Here is a 24,022-nt window from a genome sequence, read left to right on the forward strand (position 1 = left end):
TCAACCTCCTTCTGCATGCTTATCTATCCCTTCCAGCATTTCCTCTTTTGTTAATCCAAGCTCTTTCATTTGCATTACGAAGCTTTCAAACACTTCTCGTGTAAGCCGCTCTTTCAGCTCATCGACAATTCCGGCCTTTTCTGTGATAAATGTTCCTTGCCCTCTTCTTGTCTCCACAATTCCCAGCCTTTCCATCTCACTGTAGGTTCTTTGAATCGTATTGGGATTTACTTTTGTTTGAATGGCCATTTCTCTGACAGACGGGAGCTTGTCACCAGGAAACAGCTCCTTTCTGACCAGCCGGAAAAAGATTTGGTCAGCAATTTGCAAATAAATGGGCTTGGAAGAATGAAAGTCTTGTTTCATATCCTCTTACACCTCAACTTTTCGCTGAAGAAGCTTTGAAGCAAGAAAAAGAAACACGGCTGCCAGCACCAGCATAACAGGGAGCGTAAGATAGGATAAATGAATTGTTTTCATTTCTAAACTCCACCCTATTGACTTTTTATAATGAAATTGAAAGTCACCATAAACTGTGAAATACCACAGCCTATCCAGCGGCTTCAACAAAGTCGCCAACCCATATCCTTCGATCATATACCACCCTGCTCCAAGCAGGAAACAAATGATCCACCGAAATCTTCTGAGTGCAGAAGAACAGGCTTTAAGGGAATGAAAAACGGTCCACAGCAACATGAGTGCAGCTGATGTATAAGCAGTTAAAAACAATCCATAAAGATTGAAGATCAATATCGTGCCAGTCAGCGGGACATCATTTAATACAATTGCTTTTGAGTCAAGAAAATGGTAAAGAAAAACACCATAGCCTGTAAGCAAAACCTGTGAAATGAGCTGATACAAAAGACTGGCAGTCAGTTTAGACAGCAAAAGCCTGACCGCACCGTTCGGATTATAAAGCCATAGTTGGTTTTTGCCCTCTAAACGAAGGTGACAGTAAATAAGCACAGGTGCTAAAAATACTTGAAAAAAAATGATCATAACCAAGAAACCAAAAACAGTTAACGGTTCATCAATCAGATTTTGAAGTCCAAAGCTTACTGCCACTAGAAATACAAGGCCCCCAAGCCATGTAAAAAACCACATTGTTGATAAAGTAAGATCCTTTTTCACCAAGCCCCAAAACGAATTCATCTCTTTTCCTCCCCAAATCACACAATGTGTATGACTCACATAGTACACTAGATCACAAAAAAATACAACATAACCCATGGGTAAAATTGATAAAAATGATGATAAATACATGTTAAACAATAAAAAAAGGCAAACCCGTCATGACCTGACAGATTTGCCTTCGTGGTTACTTCTTTTTATTTTTCATGGAGAGCAGCGCATCACGGTAGCTGCTATCCTCCATTTTGTCGCTCTCTGGTTTGACCTCTTCCTGGTCAGCAGAATGTTTGAATTTTTGAAGCGCCTGCCTGTATATATCATCACCCATTGAATCAGCTTTCTTCTTTTGAGAATCGGCTCTTTCAGCGGACGGGGCATGCTCAGCAGCCCGCTGCTCCGCCGGGTAATTCACTTCTGGTGTTTGCTCGGCAGGTTCATTCACTTTTTCATTTGTTTCTTCTTTGATGTCTTTTCCAGCAGAAGTGTTACGGACGTTAAACGTGATAAGACCCGCAATCACAATGACAGCAGCAATAATTGCTAGAATAATGGCCATTTAACCCTCTCCTTACTGTCCGGCTGTTACATTACCTGTGACTTGGGTGACGCGTCTTCCTAGAGCGCGTCCCAATTGAAGCCCTTCATCAGACATTAATACATCACTGTCAACAGGGCAGGTGACACCCGCTCCGTAGTAAGAACCGTACAGAGCGTTTTCAGGGACATTGCCCGGAAGGCCGACAACGATCATGCCTTGGTGGAACATCGGTGTAATCAAATTGTGCATTGTCATTTCTAGACCGCCGTGTGTTGTGGCAGTTGTACAGAAGACCGCGCCGACTTTATCAATCAGCTCGCCTTCCGCCCACAAATAACCCAATTTATCAATCCATGTTTTCAAGCCGGAACTGATGGTCCCGAAATGCCCCGGGCATCCCCAGATGATCGCATCCATATCCTTCAGCTTGCGGATATCCGCATGATCCACATGGTCGATAAATACTTCAGCGGCACTGTTTTCTCTTGCTCCTTCTGCGATTGATTCCGCAAGAAGCTTTGTATGTTCGCCTTCACTGTCGTATACTACATAAATTTTCATTCAGGAAACCCTCCTGTACAGTTTAAGATTCCTTCACTTCTTTTGGAGCCGGAAGCAATGAAAGCTCCTCTTTTTTCTTTTTCTCCGCGCGTTTTTTGTCTTTTCTCACGTCACGCAAGAAGAGGCTTAAGATAACGCCGGCAACGGAGAATAATGTCGCCCACATAAACGCGTCATTGATACCCATGACGTTGGAATCGAGCATCGCGTGTTTATAAATATGTGAGTACACATATGTTTTCGCTGTATCAAGAGATACATTCATGTTAACCATTATGGACGAAACCGCATTTTGGAACGAATGCATAAATGTCGGGTCCGCTGTATTCGTTTTATCAGCAATTTGTGAATAATGGAATGTCGTGCGGTTCGTATAAATAGTTGTGATTAAGCTTGTTCCGATTGAACCAGAGATTTGGCGAAGCGTGTTGCTCATCGCTGTCCCGTGACTGTTTAAACGGGCCGGGAGCTGGTTCATACCTGCTGTCATAACAGGCATCATTAACAATGACATACCGAATGCGCGAATCGCATAAACGAGCATAATGTGCGTATAAGAAGTATCAATTGTTAATTCAGTGTATTGGAATGTTGTCACAACCGTAATCAGAAGCCCGATAATCGCAAGCGGTCTCGGACCGAATTTATCAAATAAAATGCCTGAAATCGGCGACATTATCAGCATGACGATCGCGCCCGGAAGCAGCAGCAGTCCTGATTGTAATGCCGTAAAGCCGACTAGGTTCTGCAAGTAGATCGGCAGCAGGAACATCCCTGTGTACAACGCTACTGTAATAATAATATTAATGATACTTGAAAGTGAGAAAATGTCATATTTAAACACTCTGAAATCAAGCATCGGTTCTTCAGCTCGTAATTGCTGAACGACAAACGCGGCGATCGCGATCACACCGATGATGACGGTAGAAAGCACGATCGGGTCACTCCAGCCGTCAGAACCGGCTTCACTGACCCCGTAAAGCAGGGAAGCAAACCCGACAATTGAAAGGAACGCTCCAAGAGTGTCCAATTTAATTTTTTGCGGTTCTACCATATTTTTAAATAGGAAAAGCGCTAATATAATAACGATCGCGCCAATCGGCACAAGACCGTAGAACATAATACGCCATGTATAATGTTCAATAATCCATCCGGAAAGAGTCGGGCCAACCGCCGGTGCGAACATCATCGCAAGACCGAAGATCCCCATCCCTTTCCCCCTGCTTTCAGGAGGGAAGATAAACAGAATGGTTGTCATAACTAGCGGCTGTAAAATTCCTCCGCCGACGGCCTGGATTAAACGACCGATTAACATTGTCGAGAAGTTAGGCGCCATTCCGCAGACTAACGTACCAAGAGTAAAGCAGATCATGGCAACGAGAAAAAGAGAGCGCTGGCCAAAGCGTGTAATCAGGAAAGCCGATAACGGGATCAAAACACCGTTAACCAGCATATAACCGGTTGTCAGCCACTGAATCGTCGTTGCGCTCACGCCAAACTCAGTCATTAAATGGGGCATTGCCACGTTAAGCAGCGTCTGGTTCAAGATTGCCAGGAATAAACCGGCCATCAGCACAATAAGCAGTGACATAGGGCTTTTTACTTTATTTGCATTGACTGTTTGTGTAGCCATCTAAGACAACCTCCTTTCATGGTTTGATGACTGATCTGTTTTATTCAGAAATTTTAACAGATGCGTTCATCCCAGGAAGCACCTTGTCAGACGGGTTGCTGATTGAAATTTTAACAGGAATTTTTTGAGTTACTTTTGTGTAGTTTCCGCTTGAGTTTGTTGACGGAAGCATGTCAAAAGTAGAGTTTGTCGCATAACCGATTTCCTCAACTGTTCCATCGAATGTTGTATCTGCGTCGCCGTCGACCACGATATCAACTTTGTTTCCTTCTTCAATATCTTTAATGTCTGTTTCTTTAATGTTAGCTGTGATATATAGGTGATCCATATCAATTGTTTGTGCAATTGTTGTACCAGCTTGAACGGTTTGTCCGTTTTTCACTTCGTTTTTCACGATTGTTCCATCCATGATGGATTTGATATCAACTGACTTTTCGCCTTTGATTTTTGCAACAACATCGTCTTTCTTCACTTCTTTGCCTTCTGTAAGGTTCCAATCTGTCACTTTACCCGCAACAGGAGCTGTAATGGCTGACATATCGCCGGCTACCTTAGCTTCATCAGTTTTTACATAGTTTGTGCTTTGATAATAGTAATAAGCACCTCCGCCAATAATTGCAAGAACAACAATCAAACCGATAATGTTGGTCAGTATTAAACGTCCTCTGTTCATTTTGTTTTCTCCTTTCGTTTCTTCCTCTATCATTTTGTGGAATGATGGTTAAAATATGTGGGAAAGTTTTTATTTCAGCTTTTTTTTGCACAGCCTTCAGCCAGTTTCGACAAATTTCCAGCCAGGTTGCCCAAATATTGAAGTTGATCTGCGTCAAGCTGCCGATAAAGGCTCGCTGCTTTTCTCGCATACTGAATAGCTGCTTGTTGTAAAAGATCTTCCCCTTCATCGGTTAACTGAATCATTACGATACGCCGATCATCCGGACTGTCATACCGAACCATCAAATGACGCTTGCAGAGAAGTTCTGTCATTCTCGTTACCGATGCCGGCTTGAGATCGAGCGTCAAAGCCAATCGGCTGAGCGCGGTGCTTCCGCTGTTATGAATTTTAAACATCAGTAAATATTGAAGAACTGTAATTTGAAATGGTTCAAGCACAATTTCCAAGATCATCTTCTGTTTTTTATAGATGGCCCGCGACGTATCGAAAAGCTGTTCAAATGTGAGCAAAGCACGATCTGATTCAGTCACCTGTTTTTCACCTCATTCCCCAATAATAGTTCACAAGATAAAATATTAATAAATGAAAGAAGATTTGTCAAAGGGAAAGTTTCATTTTTTTTCGGTTTTTTTAGTAACCGTTTTCAGTTTCTGACGCAAAAAAACCCATTAAAGGACCGGGCACGCACCGGCTCTGTAATGGGCTCTCATTGCATTATGAAAATTGATGGCTTACGCCTGCCTCTTCTTTTTTAAAAAAGTTTTTCAGCGCCTGAAACACGTCTGATTTCTGCTTCAAAATATAATGTTTAAATTTTTCATCTTTAACATTTTTATAGGCGGACATTAATGTCGAATGTCTATTGTACTGATTAACCTCGCCGTAGCAGAACAAATTCGCTTTTTTCATAATATCATTGACCAATTTGACGCACCGCGCGTTGTCAGAGGTCAAATTATCTCCGTCTGAGAAATGGAACGGGTAAATATTATAGCGGGCGGGGCTGTATTTCTCATCAATTAATTCCAGCGATTTGCGGTACACCGAAGAACATATCGTCCCCCCGCTTTCCCCTTTTGAAAAGAAATCTTCTTCTGATACCACCTTAGCCTCGGTATGATGGGCAATGAATTCTATTTCAACCGTTTCATACTTTGTCCGTAAAAAACGTGTCATCCAGAAAAAGAAGCTTCTTGCCATATATTTCTCCCAGACACCCATAGAGCCGCTTGTATCCATCATCGCTAAGACGACGGCTTTTGACTCAGGTTTTGTCACGTCATTCCATGTTTTATACTTTACGTCCTCAGGAAATATCGGATAGAATGACGGCTTGCCTGACATCGCGTTTCGCTTGTAAGCCGACATCATCGTCCTTTTCTTATCAATATTACCCGTTAACCCCGTTTTGCGGATATCATTAAACTCAATATCAGTGGTGACGATATCGTCCCTTTCCTTCTGCTGCAAGTTCGGCAGCTCCAGTTCACTGAACAACGCTTCCTCTAAATCCATTAACGAAACTTCAGCTTCGTAATAGTCTTCACCCGCCTGATCGCCGGCTCCCTGCCCTTTGCCAGGACCCTGTTTCTTATCAGAGCCGTCTCTTGCTACAACATCTCCTACCTGGCTTTCCCCGTCTCCTTGGCCTACATGTTTGTTTTTATCATAGTTATAGCGAATTTTATATTCATCAAGTGAACGGATCGGGATTTTCACGACATCTTTTCCGTTAGACATAATAATGCTCTCTTCTGTGACGAGATCCGGCAGATTGTTTTTAATGGCCTCCTGCACTTTTTTCTGGTGGCGCTGCTGGTCATCAAAGCCTTTGCGATGGAGGGACCAGTCTTCCTGTGAAATCAAAAAATGGCCGCTGTCATTTTGGGACATGAATTCCCCTCCTTAACCAATTGTGGTCGTGATACATACGTATTCCGGCTTGTGCTGAATTATGAAACAAGTCTTTCGAAAAGATTTATATTTATCATATGCAGATGGGTACAAACAATTGCCAAACAATTTCGAAAATGGGACAACATGTATGCGGGTGTAAAAGAACCCGCCCTTGACGGACGGGTTTCTCACTTTATCGGTTCAGCAGGCTGCCGACATACTTCAGCAGCTCGTTTGCACTTGTGGAATTATAGCCATGTTCATCAATTAATCGAGCCACAACTTCATTTACCTTTTTAAGCTGCTGCTCATCCGGCGTTTTGGTTGATGTCGTAATTTTAACCACATCCTTGAGATCGGCGAACAATTTTTTCTGAATCGCCTCACGAAGCCTTTCGTGGGAATTATAATCGAACCGCTTGCCCTTTCTTGCATACGCGGAAATGCGAATTAAGATTTCTTCGCGGAATGCTTTTTTCGCATTTTCTGAAATGCCGATTTGTTCTTCGATGGATCTCATCAGCTTTTCATCCGGGTTCATTTCTTCTCCGGTCAGCGGATCGCGAAGCTTATTTTTATTGCAATAGGCTTCGACGTTGTCTAAGTAATTGTCCATCAGCGTTTTTGCAGATTCTTCATATGAATAGACAAATGCTTTTTGGACTTCCTTTTTGGCGATGTCGTCATACTCTTTGCGTGCGGCCGAGATAAAATTCAGATAACGCTCCCGGTCTTCACTTGAAATAGAAGGGTGCTGATCAAGCCCTTCCTTTAAAGAGCGCAAAACATCAAGCGAATTGATCGACTCCATATTTTTTCTGATGATGGTAGAGGAAATGCGGTTAATGACATAACGCGGGTCAATACCGCTCATCCCCTCATCATTGTATTCCTTTTTCATATCCTCCACGTCAACGGAATTAAAACCTTCAACGCTCTCTCCGTCGTACAATCTCATCTTCTTCACCAAGTCTATGTCAGACCGCTTTGGCTCCTTCAATCTGGAGAGAATCGAAAACATGGCGGCGACTTTAAGTGTATGAGGCGCAATGTGAACATCCGCCACATCGCTCTCAGAAATCATTTTGTCATAAATACGCTCTTCCTCTGACACCTTCAGGTTATAAGGAACAGGCATCACAATGATTCTTGAATGAAGAGCTTCATTTTTCTTATTGGAGATGAACGAGCGGTACTCCGTTTCGTTCGTGTGGGCTACGATAAGCTCGTCAGCTGAAATTAAAGCAAACCGCCCGGCTTTGAAGTTTCCTTCCTGCGTCAGTGACAGCAAATGCCAGAGGAACTTTTCATCACATTTCAGCATTTCCTGAAACTCCATCATTCCCCTGTTTGCTTTATTCAGCTCACCGTCAAAACGGTATGCGCGGGGATCTGATTCGGAACCGTATTCAGCAATCGTTGAGAAATCAATGCTTCCGGTTAAATCTGCAATATCCTGTGATTTCGGATCAGACGGGCTGAAGGTTCCGATTCCTGTTCTTTTATCTTCGGAAAAAAAGATTCTTTCCACTTTTACATCTTCAATTCTTCCGCCATACTCTTCTTCAAGCCTCATTAAATTAAGCGGAGAAAGATTGCCCTGAATGCGGATGCCGTATTCTCTGTAAAAATCTTCACGTAAATTTTGGGGAATTAAATGGAGCGGGTCCTCGTGCATCGGGCAGCCTTTGATCGCGTAGACAGCGCCGTTATCAGTCAGGGAGTATGCTTCAAGCCCTTTTTTCAGCATCGTGACAAGGGTGGATTTTCCGCCGCTGACAGGACCCATTAACAGAAGAATCCGTTTTCTGACATCGAGCCTTTTGGCTGCCGGGTGAAAATATTCCTCTACAAGGCGCTCCAGAGATTCCTCAAGCCCAAACAGCTCCCGATCAAAAAAGCTGTATTTCTTCTTTCCGCCGCTCTCCTCGATTCCGCTGTCTTTTATCATATTAAAAACGCGAGAATGAGCAGATTGCGCGACCATTGGATTTTCTTTAATAATCTCCAAATAATCAGCGAATGTTCCTTCCCATTTGAGACGCTGCTCTTCCTCTCTGTACTTTTCAATTTTCTTTAATATATCCATAAGGACCTCCTCTATCATGTTTGATGCGCTGTGCAAATAAGGTACTTTGATACAATCTATGCGGTGATCTGATGATACATGCTTTCGTTTCTTAAAAATGAAGAGAGTTTGTCCGTCATTGACAAGAATGACGCGAACCCTTCATAATGAAGAACATACAGAATCATCCAGACCGGGCAGCAAAGGGAAAAATGAAGAGGGGGAGAGATGGTGAAAACAATCATCATGATGGGAGTCATTCTCACTTTTTTGGTCTCAATTTTTACAGCCGGATACGACAGCAAGCCAGGAAAGAAATAATGGAATAAAAAGAAAGGGTGCCTGATTTGTTCAGGCACCCTTTTCATCATGAAACACAACAATGTTTCGTTATCATTTTTCTTAATTGTTCTTGCCGCTTTTGATATACTCGAGTTTCCCAATTTTGCAGCCGGGGCCGATCTTCATATGTGTACCTCTGACAACAGCAGCTTGTGTGTTTTCAATATAAATAGTGTCGCCTTCGATAAGATCGGCTGTGAGCGTGCCTCCGCGTTTGAGAAAACCGGGGTTATTTTTTATCGTAATGGATGTGCCTCCGATTTCTTTTACGGAGCTGCGCCCAAAGCGCAATCCAATGGTTACCTCACCGGCATTCAGCAATCCACCAACCTCCAGGCTTCCCGCCAAGCGAAAGATCTCTGTTTCACAATCTCCCTTCACCCTCAGTGTTCCTTTGACATCACACGAATGTCCGGCCGCACTCCCGGCTGCGTCTGCCGTTCCTTTTATTTTCATTTCTTCAAAATGCAGGTCATCTCCGACTTTCATTGTTCCGAAAATGCCGATATGCTGAGCGGTCAAACTTCCGTCGACCTTGCTTTCTCCAAAAACGGCAAACCTGTTTACTTCCGCGCCTCCCAAGAAACGCCCTGTGCCGAAAATCCGGCAGCCGTTGCTGACCAAGCCTTCACCGATGATCCCTTCTCCTCTGATGGTAACCTTATGATAGGCTCCTCCGGCTGCGCTTCCCGATCCGTTCAACTTCAAATTCTCCATGAGAGCTCTCCTTATATCCTCTGGCTTTTCACTACCGTCGCCGACTGATCACATTCAAATTGTCCGCTGTATTCCACAAGCTCAATGTGGCAGCCGGGACCAATCTTCACTGAATTTCCCCGGACAATCTTTGCCTTTGTATCTGCTAGGTCAATCTCATCTCCCTCGATTGTATGAGCCGTTAAAACCGGAGAAGGCAAAAGCTTGAACAGAGACAGCACCCCGCGCCGGCTTTTGACCACAATGCGCCGGCAGCCGATTTCTTGCGCCTTGCTTTCCCCGGCGGAAAGTCTGATATTCACGTCGTCGGCGTTAAGAAGACCGCCCACTGAGAATTTCCCTTCAGATTGAAACGTTTCAATCTCGCAATCTTCCGCGATGGAGGCTTTACCTGAAATTGTGAGATCCTCCCCTTTGACAAACCCGCCGAACGAGGAAAAACCAGCGACTTTCACTTTATTCGCTTGAAGATTTCCATGAATAGATGCCGATCCGTTAATATGAATAGAATCTGCCTCAACGGCTCCAGTAATTTTTGCAGATCCGCTGATGATCACATCTTCCGCTTTGACTTTGCCATCGGCTTTTCCGCTGCCGTTAAATCTGAGAGATTCACATTCGATATCTCCGGTCACAATGCCGCTCCCATTAATTTCAACCGTTTGAAACTTTCCTCCTTTTGAACTTCCTGATCCATTGATAATAAGCTTTTCGTTATTCATTCGCCGCTCCTCCTACAATAATTTTGCTTTTAATTCTTCCGAAGCCTCTGCCAAATCTATTTTCTCTGCAATTTTTACTGCTTTCTCAAAAATGATCGGCTCTGAAGAAGCAGCGACAAAACATGTCGTGATGCCGAGTTTGCGTAATATAATCAATTCGGTATGTTTTTTTATCTCAGAAAGGCCAGACTGGTTCAGCACTTCCACTGCCATTTTCCCTTCATCAAGACTGATGTTTCCAGATTGGAGAAGCCCTTCAAGCACATAGGCTGACAGGATGTCCTGATAAGAAAAATACACGTTGTCCGTATCGCGCAGCTTTAGAAAAACAGACAGAACTTCCGACGAGATCAATCCTCTTTCAACCAGCTCGCCTCCGGTTATTTTCATGTCCTTGACTCTCGGCGACAGCATATCCCGCATTTCATCCAAGGATAGATTTTCCTTCATTTCTTGAATTTTCGATACTCGTTTCAATATTTCTGCACGCGGAAAAAAGGTTTCTTGCCCGGTAAAAGTTGATTTACGAATAAACCATTCCTCAGGAATTAAGTTTTTTCGTTTCCATCGGTATAGCTGGCCGTATGATATCGAAGTCTCTTCCAGCAAATCCTTTTTAGAGATTAATTGTTCGTGTTCCTCCATCTTTCCAACTCCTTTATGTCGTATTGTAACATAACACTGTTACGTTGTTAAATAAAAAAGAAATCCGCCCATTCATATGAGCGGATTTCGGCTATTTCAAGTCTCCGTAATTCTGCTGGCGCAGTGCCTCATAGACGAGAATCGCCGCGGTATTTGACAGATTCAGTGATCTCACGTGCTCTGTCATAGGGAGACGCAGACAGCGATCCATATTTTTTTCAATCAGATCCTTTGGCAATCCGCTAGTTTCTCTGCCGAAAACAAAGAAATAGTCTTCGTCAATGTCAGTGTAATCAAATGACGTGTGCGGCTTTTGGCCAAATTTCGTAATGAGGAAAAACTGCCCCTTTTGGTATGCCTCAAATAATTCCTCCAATGAGTCATGATAAACGACATTTACGAACTCCCAGTAATCGAGTCCTGCGCGCTTGAGCATTTTGTCATCAGTTGAAAATCCGAGCGGGCGGATCAAATGAAGCGTTGTATTTGTTGCTGCACAGGTACGTGCAATATTCCCTGTGTTTGCGGGAATTTCCGGTTGATATAAAACGACATGTAATGCCAATCTGTTCACCTCTGTTTTTCTTGTCCGCCCACCATTATATCATTAATTATCCCTTTGTCGTATCATCTATAATATGAAAAAATACATATCTGATAGAAGGTGTGTACGCTGTTGAATCTTCATATGACCAATATCTCATCCGGCTGTCATAGGATTGGGCGTTCACCAGCGGCATATTGCTTTTATCCTTCGCCACGACGATCGTTGTGTGATTAAAACGTCCGTCCCCTTCAAAGTCATAGCAAATGACATCACCCGGCACCAGCTCCTCGGCAGACGAAACCTGTACCGCGCGCAGTCCGGCCTTCGATTTGGCTAAGTACATTTTCATTGAATGGGCAACAGTCCAGCTGTAGCTCCATGAGCTGTCCTTCATCCACCAGCCTGAGCCTCTATTCGGATAACCCCGCATCGGTGCGCTGCCTGCATGGAGACACTGTGAAATGTAATTGGTGCAATTATCACTAAAATTTTTATACGCAGCATTTCGTTTATTCCAGTATTTTTCTGCATACTGAACCGCTGCCAGACGGTCGTATTGAAACGCTCTGCCGAATCCTTCTCTTTCCTCATTCGTATACTCAATGATACTCTGCCCTTCAGAAAATCCGGCAGGCTTTTTCACAACTTCTTGGTCCTTAATCAGCATCTGGTTATAAATAAACGCAGTCCGATCCTCTAATTGTTCTTCTATATAAAGGGTTCCGTCCTGCTCCTTGCAAAGATACTCTGTGTGTATGGTATACGTCATACAGGTTGTTCCGTCATCTTCTACATGTGTGTTCCTGATCACGGCCTTCGCCTTCGCTTTTACAATCTCAACTTTTCGCTTTGCCAAGAGTTTCTTTTTCCGGTCAATCACATCTGCATCACCGACTTGGCGCTCTTGCCTCATTTCAAGCCCATTTACCAAGTAACCAAGCCGCTCCTCCGCTAAACTTTCTAAAATGTGCTTCAAGCGCTCCACCCACCATGCTTTTTTATAGAGAAAAAACACTTGATTCTGCATACAAGTGTTTTTTCAATCCTCTATCAGCATATGTCAGGACAATCCCTGTTTAGTCTTATTGGCCGCCTTTAATAAATCAATCCCTTTTTCAATTTCACGTTTGACTTCTTCATCTTTTTCTTTCGCAAGCGCACGATCCAGCTCTTCGGCATATTCTTGATCGCCGATTTTCCCGATTGCCCACGCGGCAGTTCCTCTGATGACAGGGCGCGGGTCCTGATGCATAAGGGCTGCCAATTCAGGTAAAGCCGATTGGTCTTTAAAGTGGGCGAGCGCCAAGATTGCGTTACGCTGAATCGGCTTCTTGCCGCGCCATGAGCCTGACACGTGGCCGAATTTCTCCTTAAACTCACGGTTGCTTATTGTCAAAAGCGGCTTTAACAGCGGCTTTGCAATCTCCGGGTCCGGTTCCATTTGCGGATGAAGGTGAAAATCTTTTCCTTTATTAATCGGACATACGGTCTGGCAAGTATCACAGCCATACAGCCGGTTTCCGATTTTCGTGCGGAATTCATCTGGCAAAAACCCTTTTGTCTGCGTAAGAAAAGAAATGCACCGCTGAGCATTAAGCTGTCCGGGGTTCACAAGAGCGCCGGTCGGACAGGCATCAAGACATTTTGTACATGAACCGCACATATCTTCAATCGGCACGTCCGGCTCAAAGGGCACATTTGTGATCATTTCCGCCAAATAGACATAAGACCCGTATTCAGGTGTCGTGATCATACAGTTTTTCGCGCTGAAGCCTATGCCGGCCCGCTCTGCCACCGCACGGTCAGACAGTTCTCCTGTATCAACCATGGACTTTGTCCGTATTTCTTCATGCTTGCTTTGCAAAAAAGCCTCCAGAAGATCAAGCTTTTCACGAAGCACATCATGGTAATCTTTTCCCCAGGAAGCTCTGCAAAAAATACCGCGGCGCGCGTCTTTTGTACTTCTCGGCGCATCTTTCATTTTGGAAGGATACGCAAGCGCGATAGCCACGATGGATTTTGCTTTTGGCAAAAGAAGCGTCGGTGTCACTCTTTTCTCCACATCAGGCTCTTCAAAACCTGATAGGTAGCCAAGTGATTCCTGCAGAATCAAACGGTCTTTTAAGCTTTCGAAAGTGTCAGCGGTGGTAAAGCCGATCTTGTCCACCCCGATGCTTTTCGCATATTCAATTAATTCTTCTTGCAGCTGACGAATATTCATTTTTTGCACAGCCTCCTTTCTTTGTGATTCACCTCTAAGCCGCGTATAATAGATGAGTACTATTCCGGATTGGAGTGACATTTAGTTGGACATTCATCTTGACCCTATAATAACTGAACGGGCACACGGTTTACACGCTGCTGCCGTCCTATATGAGCATATTGAAGTCGGGCCGTCTCCGCAAATGCTGAAAGGCAGACTTCGCTTATTTCAAGAATCTCTTTATTTTGATTATGCCGATGGCGGAATATCCGATCAGCCCTTCGTGAAAGAATGGCAGCAGGTCTTTAAACAGCTGCACCCTTCTTTTGAAGGACAAATCACACCCGTTGAACAGGTGCTCTTGTTCATTTCACGCGAACAGTTCATAGAGAGCAAGGATTCAGCCCATGATACCACAAATTTTTTCTCATTGAAATATTCGCTTCCCATCATGGTATATGATGCCGGACGGCTTCATGCGCCTGTCCGTCTTTCAGTCGGCGAAAAGGCAAACATCTTGGCCTTTTCCGATCAAAACGGCGTATTTGGCGATTTTACAGGATTGACGAATCACGCACCTGTCACACCTGACACAAAACAACTCTTACAGCTTGTCTTTTTTCCGCCTTCTTTTGAAAAAGACAAAGCGAACAAGCTGCTGGAATCATTAACAAAAATGTTTGAGCAAATTCACGGCGGCTCTCATACCGTTCATTGGACTACATAAAGACACGCCTGAAACGTGTCTTTTTTCACATAAAAAAACGCAATACTTCGTTTATCTGAGAAACGAAACACTGCGTTAATAACGTATGTATGGAGCGGGTGATGAGAATCGAACTCACGACATCAGCTTGGAAGGCTGAGGTTTTACCACTAAACTACACCCGCGTCAGAATATCGCGGCAACAGCACCGCATCGACTTTTCTTATATTACATGTTTATTAATTTTTCGTCAAGGGAATATTAAATTTTTTGTCGAAAAATATTTTTTTTATAAGCAAGACCACAAAAATGTTAAGTAACGTTTACACAATGTTAATCATACTTTACAATATAAGAAAGTGAGAGAATTAAAGGCGGCGGATGTCATGATGAATAATAAGGTGAAAGAACTTAGAGCGCGATTCGGTTATTCTCAGGAAAAACTCGGGGAAGCAGTCGGCGTGACAAGACAAACGGTAGCAGCAATTGAAAAAGGAGACTACGTTCCCTCGCTGTTAGTGGCTTTAAAAATCTGCAAAGCATTCTCCATGGCTATGGAGGACGTTTTTTGGCTGGAGGAGGAATTGTAAAATGAACATGAAAATAAAAGCGGCGTTTCAGCTTGTGCTTTTTGCCCTTGCCTGCTGGACAATTATTACTTATTTTGAAGCATCAAAAAAAGGGGCTTTATTTTTCAGGACCCAATCAGGCGGAATGGAATTTGAGATGAACATTACCCCGTTTATTCTCTTTTGTATCGGAACCGCCGTTTACCTCTATGTTCAGAAAAAGATGGGTCCGAAGTCAAAAAAAGGCCTGCTGCTGCCTGATGAATTTGAAGAACAGGATGAGAGAGAACAGATGTTGACAGCGAAAGCATGCCGGGCCTCATACGTTGCCGTTTATTTTTCCCTGCCAATCGCAGCCGTCCTGCTCATTTTTTATCCATTATTCCAATCACACATCCCCTTCTTTCCCATCTTACTCGTATTTGCCATCATGATTGTACAGCATCTAGTCTATGTTATCTCTTTTCATAAAAGCACAAAAAACTCCGGCACCATGTGAATGGACGGAGTTCTTATTCACAAAAAGAAACAACAATCTCTTGATTACCAGCTAGCTTTTTTCACACCCGGGATCTGGCCTTTATGCGCCAGCTCTCTGAATGCAATCCTGGACATTTTGAATTTTCTCAAGTAACCTCTCGGACGGCCTGTTACCATGCAGCGGTTATGAAGCCTTCCTGGAGCTGAATCTCTCGGAAGCTTGCTTAGCGCTTCATAATCTCCCTTTTCCTTCAATTCTCTTCTGATTTCTGCATATTTTTCAACAAGCTGCTGCCGTTTTAATTCTTTTGCCACTTTAGATTTCTTAGCCAAAAAATAAAACCTCCTGTTAATCGTAATAGTTACGATTTAAAATTTATCATGTACAACTGAAAAAAGCAAGATTCACGCTTATAAAAATCGCCTGTCCTCTTATTCTCACAATACAGCCTCTCTTTCCATTTTCTTGTTCGCTCATTACAAAAAGGCGAACAAGAAAATGGCTCTCAAAGGCTCTGACTTACACGCTCATTTTTTTCTGATCCGGGAAATGGCTGTTCCCGATAGCCTCTCCTGTAACAGCTTTTAATCCCTTTGTGCGTTCATTGTCAAAAGGCAGAAGCGGAAAAACCAGCTCAGCAAGATGATACGCCTCTTCTAAATGTGGATAGCCGGAAAAAATAAATGATTCTATGCCCAGTGCCTTATACTCCAATATACGTTCGGCAACTGTTTCAGGATCGCCGACAAGCGCTGTGCCTGCTCCCCCTCTTACCAGCCCGATGCCTGCCCAAAGATTTGGGCTTACCTCCAGCTTGCTTCTGTCACCATTATGAAGGTCTGACATTCGCTTTTGCCCTGAAGAATCTGCCCTCCGGAGTGCTGCCTGCGCTTGGGCGATTGTATCTTCATCCAAATGGCTGATCAATCTGTCGGCCGCATTCCACGCCTCCTCTGCCGATTCTCTGACAATGACGTGAAGCCTGATACCGAAACGGACGGATCTCCCCTCCTTTTTCGCTTGTTTTTTGACTGTCTCTATTTTTTCTTTCACACTTTCCGGCGGCTCGCCCCATGTCAAATATACGTTCGTATGCTTTGCTGCCACTTCAATGCCGGCGGCGGAAGATCCTCCGAAATAAAGGGGAGGGTGCGGCGTTTGATGCGGCGGAAACAATAGATTCCCGTTCTCCACTTTCATATGCTTGCCTTCATAGTCAACGGTTTCCCCTTGCAGCAGCCCTCGCCAAATCGTTAAAAATTCATCTGTCGCTTCATAGCGCTCATCATGGCTGATAAACAGCCCGTCACCTGCCAATTCATGCGCATCACCGCCGGCTACAACATTAATCAGCAAACGCCCTTCTGAAATCCGGTCAAGAGTAGATGTCATTCTCGCAGCGACAGACGGCTGCATAAGGCCCGGCCTGACAGCCACTAAAAATTTCAAATGTCTTGTTTCCGCAGCCAAAGCCGACGCGGTCAGCCACGGATCTTCGCATGATCTCCCGGTGGGCAGCAGCACACCTGTATATCCAAGCCTATCGGCTGCTTGCGCTACTTGTTTAAAATAGGAATGATCGGCTTGTCTTCCGCCTATTTTCGTTCCAATGTACCGGCCGTCTCCATGTGTTGGAATAAACCAAAGAATTTCCATCATAACTCTCCCCTTCTATATAATTTCAGCCTTGATAGCTGTTTCTCCATTTTAATAACTTGCGCTCCAAGAAGCGGACGAATGAATCCGTCAGTTTGCCGACAACCGCAAAAATGATGATTCCGACAAATACTTTGTTCGTTTGCGAAAACTGTCTCGCATCCATAATCATATAACCGACGCCCTCGCTCGACCCCATCAGCTCCGCTACGACAAGCCCCAGCCAAGCAATTCCGAGCGATAAACGAATGCCAAGAAGAATACTCGGAAGCGCCGCCGGCAAAATCAATTTCGTCATCTGCCGGTACCAAGGAAACTCCAGCACTTTCGCCACATCGAACAGCTTTGAATCGACTCCGCGTATGCCTAAAAAGGTATTGATATAGACTGGAAAGAAGGCGCCGAGTGCAATTAAGAGAATCTTCGAAGTCTCATCAAAGCCAAACCATAAAATAAACAGCGGTGTCACTGCCAGATGCGGAACAGTTCTGAGCATTTGTAAGGACGGGTCAATGTAATGTTCTGTTTTCCTCGAGAATCCAACCAGCAATCCAACGAGCAAACCGAGACTTGCGCCTGACAGAAAGCCCGCGGCCGCCCGGTACACACTGATTTTCAAATGCACGAATAGCTCTCCCGATACAATTAAATCTTTAAAAGTCAGGAGAATGACAAGCGGCGTCGGCAGGACGGTAGCAGACACAATCTCCAGTGACCCTGCGATTTGCCACACCGCAATGATCACAAAGGGCAAAACCAGCCCTTTTACCCAGCCATAGACGTTTTTTGCTGTGTTCTTCCGCTTTTGTGAGACATTTGTTTTCTGTAATGAACCGGCAGTTGTTGCAGCAGCTTTCATCATTTTTCACCTTCTTTTAACGCTTTTTTGATAAATGAATTATCCACTACTTCCTTCACATCAATTTTTTTATTAATCGCTTTTGTCCGGTATTGGAAATCCGCAGTTTCCTGCTGGGCCTTGATAATGTCATCATTGATGATTTCATTCAACGGCTCAGTATTGTTTAATACATTTTTCACTACCTCTTTATCTAAATTCTTTATGTCCGCATACAGATCTGCGGCTTCTTCTCTATGTTTCTTTTGCCATGCCACCCCTTTATCGTAAACTTTCAAAAAGCGGACCACTTCATCAGGGTACTCATCGGCAAATTTCGTTCTGACCAGTGTAAAGCCAGGTGAATACAAATCCGTGGTTTCTCCGTTTGCGATGATTTTCGCTTCGTGCTTAAGCGTTTCTATAGACAGATACGGCTCCCAAATCGACCATGCATCAACAGCTCCGTTTTCAAAAGCGGACGTGGCTTCATCTGGCTGAAGCTGAATAATATTGACATCACCAGCAGAAAGCCCCTCTTGATCTAGAGCCTTATAGAGAAAGTCAAACCCGCTGCTTCCTTTGGCTACCGCTATCTTTTTCCCCTTTAAATCTTTCAGGTTATGAATGCCGCTGTCCTTTTTGACCAGAATCCCGTTAGCTTTCAAACCATCCTGAGACAAGCCGATTTCTTTAAAGCTGATGCCTGCCGCCTGACCGGAAATGACAGGTGAATTACCGACCTGTGAGAAATCGAGCTTATCAGCGGCAAGCCCTTCAAACTGGGGCGGCCCGCTTTGAAATTCCGTCCATTTCACTTTAATTCCTTCTTTTTCAAATGCCTCTTCAAACCAGCCTTTTTCCTTAGCAATCAAAAGCGGGCTTAAACTCTGCTGAATTCCGATATTAATTTCCTTTAATTCTTTTTTTCCGCTTGCCCCGTCAGAGCCGCATCCTGTTAGTAGAAAAATAACTGCCGATAAAAGTAGGAATGCTTTTTTCATGTCAGATTCCGCCCTTTCTTTCTGCTGATTTTAAATCCCTGCTCCTTCTGCATATTGCAGGTCTTCTGTCTTTTCAAATTCTGATAGCACTTTCTGTCTGAGCAATTGGAAATCAGCCGTTGTCCGGTTCCGGGGATACGCTAGATCAATCGGCAACATTTTATGCAGTCTGCCCGGCTTGGCACTGAGAATCGCCAGCTCATTTCCTAAATAAACGGACTCGTCAATATCATGTGTAACAAGAATCATCGTTGTCTTTTTCTCCCGCCAGATATCCAAGAGCACATCCTGAAGATGTTTTCTTGTAAAAGCGTCTAAAGCGCCAAACGGCTCATCTAAAAGCAGCACCTCCGGCTCCCTCAGCAAAGCTCTTGCAATGGCCACCCTTTGTGACATTCCCCCTGATAGTTCCCGGGGATACGCCTTCTCCGACCCTTTCAGCCTGACAATCTCTATTAGTTCATCTACTTTTTTTCTGACCTTTCGATCTTTCAAATTCAAATCTGCAGCGATATTCTGTTCGACTGTCATCCAAGGAAACAGCCGATGCTCTTGAAAAATGAAACCTTGCTGAATGCCGGGAGCCTTTATTTCTCTGTCGTTTATCATAATTTCGCCGTCATAGTCCGTGTCCAGTCCGGCAATCATTTTAAGCAATGTGCTTTTACCGCATCCGCTCGGTCCGATCACCGTCAGAAATTCGCCCGGCGCGATGGATAAATGAATATGATCCAATACGTTTACTTTCCGGCCGTCGCTGATAAAAGATTTTTCATTAATGTGAATGGTTACAGCCATTATGCTCCCCGCTTTCTTTTAATAATTGGATAAACAAAAAGGCCCCCATCTCAAGTTTTTATAGAGATGGGAGCCTTCGGTGGTCCGATCAGCTGCCTCAATGTCGATTTGAATGTAAATATCATGTTAATTCAAAGTATTCCGACATGTCAACTATTTTTTCAAAAACCAAAACTTCTTATCCTCAATAAGTCTTTTGTCATCTCGGCATCAGTGTGCACGATCCCGCTGGTTAGCAGTATTACTCTTTTATAAAAATATTTATTTTATAATCATTATAAAATAATATTGACTTTTTTATAATAGATGGTATTATAACTTTATAAATTCCAAGAGGTGATGAGATGAGTTCAAATAAACTTACGACTAACTGGGGCGCTCCGGTTGGTGATAACCAAAATTCAATGACAGCCGGTTCTCGCGGACCAACTTTAATTCAAGATGTACACTTACTTGAAAAATTGGCCCATTTCAATAGAGAACGTGTTCCTGAGCGTGTTGTTCATGCTAAAGGTGCCGGTGCCCACGGTTATTTTGAAGTGACAAATGATCTGACTAAATATACAAAAGCGAATTTCTTATCAGAAGTCGGAAAACGCACACCGCTATTTGTACGTTTTTCTACAGTGGCCGGTGAACTTGGCTCTGCTGATACAGTACGCGACCCTCGCGGATTTTCAGTGAAATTATATACTGAAGAAGGGAACTATGACATCGTCGGTAACAATACCCCTGTATTCTTTATTCGCGATGCGATCAAATTCCCAGACTTCATTCATACACAGAAGAGAGATCCGAAAACACATCTGAAAAACCCTACCGCCGTATGGGATTTCTGGTCTTTATCCCCTGAATCACTTCATCAAGTCACCATCTTGATGTCTGATCGCGGAATTCCAGCTACACTGCGCCATATGCATGGTTTCGGAAGCCATACTTTTAAATGGACGAATGCAGACGGCGGAGGCGTATGGATCAAATATCACTTTAAAACAGAACAAGGCGTGAAGAACCTTGATGTAAAAACAGCTGCAAAAATCGCTGGTGAAAACCCGGATTATCATACCGAAGATTTGTTTAATGCGATTGAAAACGGTGATTTCCCCGCATGGAAATTATATGTGCAAATCATGCCTTTAGAAGATGCAAATACGTATCGGTTCGATCCATTTGATGTCACAAAAGTCTGGTCTCAAAAAGACTATCCGCTCATTGAAGTCGGCCGCATGGTTCTTGACAGAAATCCTGAAAATTACTTTGCTGAAGTAGAACAGGCGACATTCTCTCCAGGAACATTGGTGCCAGGTGTCGATGTATCACCTGATAAAATGCTCCAAGGCCGTTTGTTTGCATATCATGATGCGCATCGCTATCGTGTGGGCGCGAACCATCAATCCTTGCCAATCAACCGTCCTCGCAATGAAGTGAAAAACTATCAGCGTGACGGCCAAATGCGCTTTGACAATAACGGCGGCGGTTCCGTATATTACGAACCTAATAGCTTTGGCGGACCGACTGAATCACCTGAAGATAAACAAGCCGCATATCCGGTATCCGGCATGGCTGACAGCGTAGGCTACGATCATAATGACCACTATACTCAAGCCGGCGACCTTTATCGCTTAATGAGCGAAGACGAGCGTACACGCCTTGTCCAAAACATCGTTGACGCGATGAAACCGGTTGAAAAAGAAGAAATCAAATTGCGTCAAATCGAGCATTTCTACAAAGCAGATCCAGAGTACGGAAACCGTGTTGCGAAAGGGCTCGGACTGCCGATTAAGAAAGAAGTTTGACCTTACAAAAAACCGCTGACAACGTGATCAGCGGTTTTTTCATTCAAAAGATATTCTCATTTAACGGTTTGAAATGAAAAATGCATTTGCCTCAAAATAAATAACACTTATCTGGTTCCTGCATGTTTTTCATCAATTTTCATATAAATCTCCTCCATCTGATGTTCATTATTCAGAATCTCCCATTTGTTTTTTTCAATAAGCAACTCCAAACTTAACGTTTGTTTCTTATATTTTTTTCGTTTTTTCGGTTTTTTCCGCCCTGCCGGCACATATTTTTTAACTCCCATGACAATTCCTCCCGATTCCACGCATGCCCGCTTATCAGATACAAAAAGGCCCTTATCTATGACAAAAGATAAGGGCCTTCGGTGATCCGATCAGCTTGCATATGGAAATATTTATTCATCATCTTAATTCACACTATACCTACCTGTCAACTATAATTTGAGACAGCGGCACCTTAAATACAAACCTTACGGCCAATCATTTCATCAAAGGGGTCCGGCTACGCTTACCATTTATAGTTCGGACACAATAAAAAAACAGACGAAGATGCTTAAAACTCCATCTTCATCTGCCGCCTTTTATTGATATAAATGGCTTCCCGTCTCCACGAACTCTTTTGCCTTTTCTTTTAATCCTTCATCTATAGCTTCAGATTCATTAAGATTATTTTCCTTCGCATAATCCCGAATATCCTGTGAAATTCTCATACTGCAAAACTTCGGTCCGCACATCGAACAGAAATGAGCCGTCTTTGCTCCTTCCGCAGGCAATGTTTCATCATGATATTCAATCGCCCTTTCAGGATCGAGGGAAAGGTTAAACTGATCACGCCAGCGGAATTCAAAGCGCGCTTTTGAAAGGGCGTCATCGCGCATTTGTGCTCCCGGATGCCCTTTTGCAAGATCAGCCGCATGAGCCGCAATTTTATAAGTTATTACTCCTTCTCTCACATCATCGCGATTTGGCAGTCCCAAATGCTCTTTCGGCGTGACATAGCACAGCATCGCAGTCCCGTACCAGCCAATCATCGCCGCTCCGATCGCTGATGTAATGTGGTCATAGCCAGGGGCAATATCCGTCGTCAGCGGTCCTAACGTGTAAAAAGGCGCTTCCTTACAAATTTCAAGCTGCTTATCCATGTTTTCTTTAATTTTATGCATCGGCACATGCCCCGGGCCTTCAATCATCACCTGTACATCATGCTTCCATGCAATTTGCGTCAGTTCTCCAAGCGTCTCCAGCTCCGCAAACTGCGCCTCATCATTCGCATCCGCGATCGAACCAGGACGCAGACCGTCACCGAGGGAGAAAGCAATATCGTAAGCCTTCATAATTTCACAAATCTCTTCAAAATGAGTGTATAAGAAGCTTTCCTGATGATGGGCCAGACACCATTGCGCCATGATTGCCCCTCCGCGTGATACTATACCCGTTGTACGCTTTGCAGTTAAAGGCACATATCGAAGCAAGACTCCCGCATGGATGGTAAAGTAATCAACGCCTTGTTCCGCCTGTTCAATCAATGTGTCGCGATACACTTCCCACGTTAAATCCTCAGCAACCCCATTCACCTTCTCAAGGGCCTGATAAATCGGCACTGTTCCCACCGGCACCGGACAATTGCGGATGATCCATTCACGAGTCGTGTGAATATCCTTCCCGGTAGAAAGGTCCATCATCGTATCCGCTCCCCAGCGAATCGCCCATGTCATCTTTTCGACTTCTTCTTCAATTGACGAAGTGACCGCAGAATTTCCGATGTTCGCATTGATTTTCACATGGAAATTCCGCCCGATAATCATCGGCTCGCTTTCAGGGTGATTCACATTGGAAGGAATGATCGCACGTCCGCTGGCTACTTCATCTCTCACAAATTCCGGAGACACATGCTCACGAATCGCGATAAACTCCATTTCCGGTGTAATGATGCCTTTTTTCGCATAATGCATTTGAGTCACATTTTTCCCCATTTTAGCCCGAAGCGGATTTCGTTTTAAGCCTGGATAGCTTTCATTTTGGTTTGCTTTTTTATAGCCGTTGTCCTCCGGTTTAATGGCTCGTCCTTCATATTCTTCCACATCACCGCGCCCTGAAATCCACTTATGGCGCAGTGGCTGCAAGCCGTCATGAATATTAATCTGTTGATTAGGATCAGTATAAGGGCCGCTCGTATCATATACACGAACCGGCGCATTTTCTTCCTCGCCGAACGATCCGGTGGTTGGACTCAAACCGATTTCTCTCATCGGCACTTGGATGTCCGGTGAAGAACCCTCCACATATAATTTTTTGCTTCCGGAAAAACTCGACATAATGGAAATGTTAGCTTGCTGTACTGAATTGTTTTGCATGAATAATCCTTCCCCCTCTATAAGTTTGAAAGGACCAACCAAGCTTTAGCACCAGCACAAAAAAACCGCGCTCATATGTATGAACCCGGTTTGGCAGTCAGTCATAAAGAAATATATTATCGCCCAAAAAAACAA

Annotated in this window: 26 protein-coding genes and 1 tRNA gene; 4 read left to right on the forward strand and 23 right to left on the reverse strand. The window is 43.9% G+C overall.

Annotation, left to right across the window (positions count from 1 at the left end; translation table 11 throughout):
* From GXP75_RS05050 to queG, 15 genes are all read right to left on the reverse strand, one after another.
* Positions 1-366: a GntR family transcriptional regulator gene (locus GXP75_RS05050; protein WP_242556254.1), complete on the reverse strand. Its 366-nt coding sequence runs from the start codon at positions 364-366 to the stop codon at positions 1-3.
* Between the two features lie 6 nt (positions 367-372).
* Complete coding sequence (locus GXP75_RS05055; protein ID WP_150223762.1) at positions 373-1,152, reverse strand: hypothetical protein; 780 nt, start codon at positions 1,150-1,152, stop codon at positions 373-375.
* 166 nt (positions 1,153-1,318) lie between these two features.
* Positions 1,319-1,687 carry a hypothetical protein gene (locus tag GXP75_RS05060; protein WP_004430041.1) on the reverse strand — a complete coding sequence of 123 codons (369 nt, stop codon included), beginning with the start codon at positions 1,685-1,687 and terminating at the stop codon, positions 1,319-1,321.
* Between the two features lie 12 nt (positions 1,688-1,699).
* Positions 1,700-2,230 (reverse strand): NAD(P)H-dependent oxidoreductase, encoded by a 531-nt coding sequence (locus tag GXP75_RS05065; protein ID WP_004430043.1) that lies wholly within the window; start codon positions 2,228-2,230, stop codon positions 1,700-1,702.
* Positions 2,231-2,252: 22 nt separating this feature from the next.
* Positions 2,253-3,863, reverse strand: a complete 1,611-nt coding sequence (locus GXP75_RS05070) for a DHA2 family efflux MFS transporter permease subunit (protein ID WP_214918418.1) — start codon at positions 3,861-3,863, stop codon at positions 2,253-2,255.
* Positions 3,864-3,903: 40 nt separating this feature from the next.
* Positions 3,904-4,569: an HlyD family secretion protein gene (locus tag GXP75_RS05075; RefSeq protein WP_010788040.1), complete on the reverse strand. Its 666-nt coding sequence runs from the start codon at positions 4,567-4,569 to the stop codon at positions 3,904-3,906.
* Positions 4,570-4,610: 41 nt separating this feature from the next.
* On the reverse strand, positions 4,611-5,069 hold the full coding sequence (locus tag GXP75_RS05080; RefSeq protein WP_106045415.1) for a MarR family transcriptional regulator: 459 nt from the start codon (positions 5,067-5,069) through the stop codon (positions 4,611-4,613).
* Between the two features lie 184 nt (positions 5,070-5,253).
* Entirely contained in the window at positions 5,254-6,432 is a 1,179-nt protein-coding gene (yhbH, locus tag GXP75_RS05085; RefSeq protein ID WP_004430054.1) for a sporulation protein YhbH, read from the reverse strand.
* Between the two features lie 196 nt (positions 6,433-6,628).
* A complete protein-coding gene (gene prkA / locus GXP75_RS05090) occupies positions 6,629-8,524 on the reverse strand; it encodes a serine/threonine protein kinase PrkA (RefSeq protein ID WP_004430056.1) in 1,896 nt (631 codons plus the stop codon).
* A 381-nt stretch (positions 8,525-8,905) separates the two neighbouring features.
* The gene (locus tag GXP75_RS05095; protein WP_242556255.1) at positions 8,906-9,562 is read right to left on the reverse strand and encodes a hypothetical protein; all 657 of its coding nucleotides are present in this window, start codon (positions 9,560-9,562) and stop codon (positions 8,906-8,908) included.
* Between the two features lie 11 nt (positions 9,563-9,573).
* The gene (locus tag GXP75_RS05100) at positions 9,574-10,284 is read right to left on the reverse strand and encodes a polymer-forming cytoskeletal protein (protein WP_242556256.1); all 711 of its coding nucleotides are present in this window, start codon (positions 10,282-10,284) and stop codon (positions 9,574-9,576) included.
* 12 nt (positions 10,285-10,296) lie between these two features.
* Positions 10,297-10,929, reverse strand: coding sequence for a YhbD family protein (locus GXP75_RS05105; RefSeq protein ID WP_313897115.1), 633 nt, complete (start codon positions 10,927-10,929; stop codon positions 10,297-10,299).
* Positions 10,930-11,020: 91 nt separating this feature from the next.
* A complete protein-coding gene (trmL, locus tag GXP75_RS05110; RefSeq protein WP_242556257.1) occupies positions 11,021-11,503 on the reverse strand; it encodes a tRNA (uridine(34)/cytosine(34)/5-carboxymethylaminomethyluridine(34)-2'-O)-methyltransferase TrmL in 483 nt (160 codons plus the stop codon).
* A gap of 37 nt (positions 11,504-11,540) precedes the next feature.
* Positions 11,541-12,503, reverse strand: a complete 963-nt coding sequence (locus GXP75_RS05115) for an amidase domain-containing protein (RefSeq protein WP_242556258.1) — start codon at positions 12,501-12,503, stop codon at positions 11,541-11,543.
* Between the two features lie 33 nt (positions 12,504-12,536).
* Complete coding sequence (queG, locus tag GXP75_RS05120) at positions 12,537-13,697, reverse strand: tRNA epoxyqueuosine(34) reductase QueG (protein ID WP_242556259.1); 1,161 nt, start codon at positions 13,695-13,697, stop codon at positions 12,537-12,539.
* A gap of 85 nt (positions 13,698-13,782) precedes the next feature.
* Here queG and GXP75_RS05125 point away from each other — a divergent pair, with 85 nt between their 5' ends.
* The gene (locus GXP75_RS05125; protein ID WP_242556260.1) at positions 13,783-14,406 is read left to right on the forward strand and encodes a hypothetical protein; all 624 of its coding nucleotides are present in this window, start codon (positions 13,783-13,785) and stop codon (positions 14,404-14,406) included.
* 90 nt (positions 14,407-14,496) lie between these two features.
* Here GXP75_RS05125 and GXP75_RS05130 read toward each other — a convergent pair.
* Positions 14,497-14,570 (reverse strand) — tRNA-Gly (locus tag GXP75_RS05130).
* Between the two features lie 204 nt (positions 14,571-14,774).
* On the opposite strand from GXP75_RS05130, the gene GXP75_RS05135 reads away from it, so the two are divergent.
* Both GXP75_RS05135 and GXP75_RS05140 read left to right on the forward strand, forming a co-directional pair.
* The gene (locus GXP75_RS05135) at positions 14,775-14,975 is read left to right on the forward strand and encodes a helix-turn-helix transcriptional regulator (protein WP_239813743.1); all 201 of its coding nucleotides are present in this window, start codon (positions 14,775-14,777) and stop codon (positions 14,973-14,975) included.
* A 1-nt stretch (position 14,976) separates the two neighbouring features.
* The gene (locus GXP75_RS05140) at positions 14,977-15,453 is read left to right on the forward strand and encodes a DUF3169 family protein (RefSeq protein ID WP_214918433.1); all 477 of its coding nucleotides are present in this window, start codon (positions 14,977-14,979) and stop codon (positions 15,451-15,453) included.
* 44 nt (positions 15,454-15,497) lie between these two features.
* Here GXP75_RS05140 and rpsN read toward each other — a convergent pair whose 3' ends face one another.
* The 5 genes from rpsN to GXP75_RS05165 form a co-directional block, all read right to left on the reverse strand.
* Positions 15,498-15,767 (reverse strand): 30S ribosomal protein S14, encoded by a 270-nt coding sequence (rpsN, locus tag GXP75_RS05145; protein ID WP_004430086.1) that lies wholly within the window; start codon positions 15,765-15,767, stop codon positions 15,498-15,500.
* Between the two features lie 187 nt (positions 15,768-15,954).
* Positions 15,955-17,091, reverse strand: a complete 1,137-nt coding sequence (gene ssuD, locus GXP75_RS05150) for an FMNH2-dependent alkanesulfonate monooxygenase (RefSeq protein ID WP_242556261.1) — start codon at positions 17,089-17,091, stop codon at positions 15,955-15,957.
* 25 nt (positions 17,092-17,116) lie between these two features.
* Positions 17,117-17,953 (reverse strand): ABC transporter permease, encoded by an 837-nt coding sequence (locus GXP75_RS05155; protein ID WP_214918439.1) that lies wholly within the window; start codon positions 17,951-17,953, stop codon positions 17,117-17,119.
* Positions 17,950-18,933 carry an aliphatic sulfonate ABC transporter substrate-binding protein gene (locus tag GXP75_RS05160; protein WP_242556262.1) on the reverse strand — a complete coding sequence of 328 codons (984 nt, stop codon included), beginning with the start codon at positions 18,931-18,933 and terminating at the stop codon, positions 17,950-17,952. Before GXP75_RS05160 ends, GXP75_RS05155 begins: the two co-directional genes overlap by 4 nt.
* Before the next feature lie 30 nt (positions 18,934-18,963).
* The gene (locus tag GXP75_RS05165; RefSeq protein ID WP_242556263.1) at positions 18,964-19,731 is read right to left on the reverse strand and encodes an ABC transporter ATP-binding protein; all 768 of its coding nucleotides are present in this window, start codon (positions 19,729-19,731) and stop codon (positions 18,964-18,966) included.
* Positions 19,732-20,075: 344 nt separating this feature from the next.
* Here GXP75_RS05165 and katA point away from each other — a divergent pair, with 344 nt between their 5' ends.
* On the forward strand, positions 20,076-21,527 hold the full coding sequence (gene katA / locus GXP75_RS05170) for a catalase KatA (RefSeq protein WP_214918447.1): 1,452 nt from the start codon (positions 20,076-20,078) through the stop codon (positions 21,525-21,527).
* Positions 21,528-21,634: 107 nt separating this feature from the next.
* Here katA and GXP75_RS05175 read toward each other — a convergent pair whose 3' ends face one another.
* Entirely contained in the window at positions 21,635-21,817 is a 183-nt protein-coding gene (locus tag GXP75_RS05175) for an FbpB family small basic protein (RefSeq protein ID WP_010788025.1), read from the reverse strand.
* A 297-nt stretch (positions 21,818-22,114) separates the two neighbouring features.
* On the reverse strand, positions 22,115-23,887 hold the full coding sequence (gene thiC, locus GXP75_RS05180; protein ID WP_242556264.1) for a phosphomethylpyrimidine synthase ThiC: 1,773 nt from the start codon (positions 23,885-23,887) through the stop codon (positions 22,115-22,117).
* Positions 23,888-24,022: the final 135 nt, after the last annotated feature.

This window comes from Bacillus sp. HU-1818, from assembly GCF_022695965.1.
In the GTDB taxonomy this organism is placed as follows: domain Bacteria; phylum Bacillota; class Bacilli; order Bacillales; family Bacillaceae; genus Bacillus; species Bacillus atrophaeus.